Raw genomic sequence first — 1,952 nt, 5'->3', positions numbered from 1 at the left:
GCACCATCCAACCCCTTGAGGTTGCTGATTTTCCTAGATAATTCCGGCCTGAAGTCGCGCAGACTTGGAAGATTCGCTTGGCGAGATCGATCGCCACGGCTCCTCCTTCGAACGCGCCTTGATGGCGCTCGCTGGCACCTTACGGTGCCAGCCGGAGGGGGGATCCACCCCATCAGTTCACAGTGCAGGCCGCCGCTCGAGACCAAGCGCCCACGGCTCCTAGGCTCGAACCAATTTTTTGCGGCCAATAAGCCAAGTAGTCAGTTCTGGGGCACAACGGTTAGCGGTCGGCCATACGGATTTCCTGCCCCGTAGGGGTTGTTGATGCTGTCAGACGAATACGGGCTGCCGTATCGTCCGTAAGGATTGCTCGTGCTGTCTGGATCGTATGGATTCGCGCTGAGGCGACCTCGATAGTTACCGTCTTGGTCATAGAGCTTCGGCGCGTTTGTTGCGTAAGGGTTCTTTGCTGACTCGTTGCTGTAAGGCGAGCCGTAGCGGCCATAGGGGTTGTTCAAGCTGTCCGGATTGTACGGGTTACCGGCTCCATACGGATTGTTGATGCACCGGGAATCATAGGGGCAATTTTGGGCGGTGGCTGTACCACTGATGCCAATGACGGCAACTGCCGCTAACAATGCCTGTTTCATCGTGACCACCTGCCGTCGAGTCTCTTGCGTCATCCCGGYGCGAAGATAGCATTCGCGCCCATTTTTGCTAGACGTTGGGCAAGCGCCGTGAGGGGCGTATCGCCAGACTTGCTTCAAAACGCTTCCGCCTGTGGAAAGCTCACTTGGAGCGCCGCAGCGTTTTTGATTGTTGGCCTTATCGTTGGCCTCATGGATACTTGAATTAGAAAAATATTTTAAATTTTAATACCAAATAGGTTTCTTACGGTTCCCTCCTGCGCACCATTGTTTAGCTTGGTTTCACAAGCATTCCGGATCAGCCGTAGGGCCAATCTGGGGCAAAGAGCCGAGCGTTTCCTCGGTCTTATGCTGCTGATCACGAATCGCGAAGCATCACTTCCGAGTGGCGGCCTGCTCTGCATATGTCCGGTAGCAATGCGGGCAAGTCGGCTTCCCGCTCGCAAATGCCATGCTGTCAGGCTCTAGGCGCTGAACGATATGGGTGTGTGGCAGGCGGAAGGTACCTACTCGCGAGCTGCCTGAATGGCTCACACACGATCCGATCAGCAGCGAGTGCTCGCTGCGCCCGCAGGAGGAGATTTCATGTCCTATGTCGATGAACTCGAGCCGCTCATTCGGTTGGAGCAGGAGCTGCGGCAGACGATCGCGCTGAGCCTCGCGGAAGAGAGGGGCCAACCCCACGGCGGGGCCCCGACCGAGGAGCAATTGCTCGTTGCCGATGAGGCGATCGCGGCTTGGGCCGAGGAGGTCGATTTCGAGCAGGACATGCGCGCTTTCCGGCCGCTGACGCCTCTGCAGACGCTGCTCGCCGAACATCTCGGGATATGCGAGCGCATTTTCGACATCCGCGACAGGCGGCTGTCCTGACCAGGATAAGGTCAATCGGGAGCAAGGCCGGGACGCTCCCGCGCGAGCCGGAACGGCCCGAGCGACCCGGCAGCCCCATACTTCGCAGGTCTAGCTGCCAGCCGTCTCCTCGGCCGTCGCCTTGTCGAGAATCTCGACCACCTCTTCCAGGCTCTCCTTCACGCCGAGCATGAAGTCCTTGCGGAAGCCGATGATGGTGTCCGGCGGGTTGCCCTTGAACGTGTAGACCACGCTGACCTGCGCGGGATTGACGTAGACGGGCTTCCCATCGGAGGGCGAAGTGAACTTGCAGAGCTTAGGCATGATCTCTTCCGTCAATGGCGATTCGATGAGCAGAGCTATACGGCAATGCGGCCGCTCGACGAAAACGCCGGGCGTTGGTGCCAGCCAGCTGATGAAGATCGCGTCACAATTTGGCATGGCGAGAGCCGTGTC

At 58.5% G+C, this 1,952-nt stretch carries 3 protein-coding genes; 1 reads left to right on the top strand and 2 read right to left on the bottom strand.

Features of this window, described 5'->3' with window-relative positions; genetic code table 11:
• Nucleotides 1-260: 260 nt before the first annotated feature.
• Nucleotides 261-650, bottom strand: a complete 390-nt coding sequence (locus tag AC1D34_RS37110; protein WP_441490088.1) for a hypothetical protein — start codon at nt 648-650, stop codon at nt 261-263.
• 582 nt (nt 651-1,232) lie between these two features.
• Between AC1D34_RS37110 and AC1D34_RS37105 the strand changes: the two genes are divergently transcribed.
• On the top strand, nt 1,233-1,517 hold the full coding sequence (locus tag AC1D34_RS37105) for a hypothetical protein (RefSeq protein ID WP_441490087.1): 285 nt from the start codon (nt 1,233-1,235) through the stop codon (nt 1,515-1,517).
• 90 nt (nt 1,518-1,607) lie between these two features.
• Here AC1D34_RS37105 and AC1D34_RS37100 read toward each other — a convergent pair whose 3' ends face one another.
• Nucleotides 1,608-1,820: a hypothetical protein gene (locus AC1D34_RS37100; RefSeq protein WP_441490086.1), complete on the bottom strand. Its 213-nt coding sequence runs from the start codon at nt 1,818-1,820 to the stop codon at nt 1,608-1,610.
• Nucleotides 1,821-1,952: the final 132 nt, after the last annotated feature.

Source organism: Allobosea sp. P1_A7, assembly GCF_056406775.1.
The sequence above is the reverse complement of the archived record's forward strand: the minus strand, read 5'-3'. Positions and strand labels throughout refer to the sequence as shown.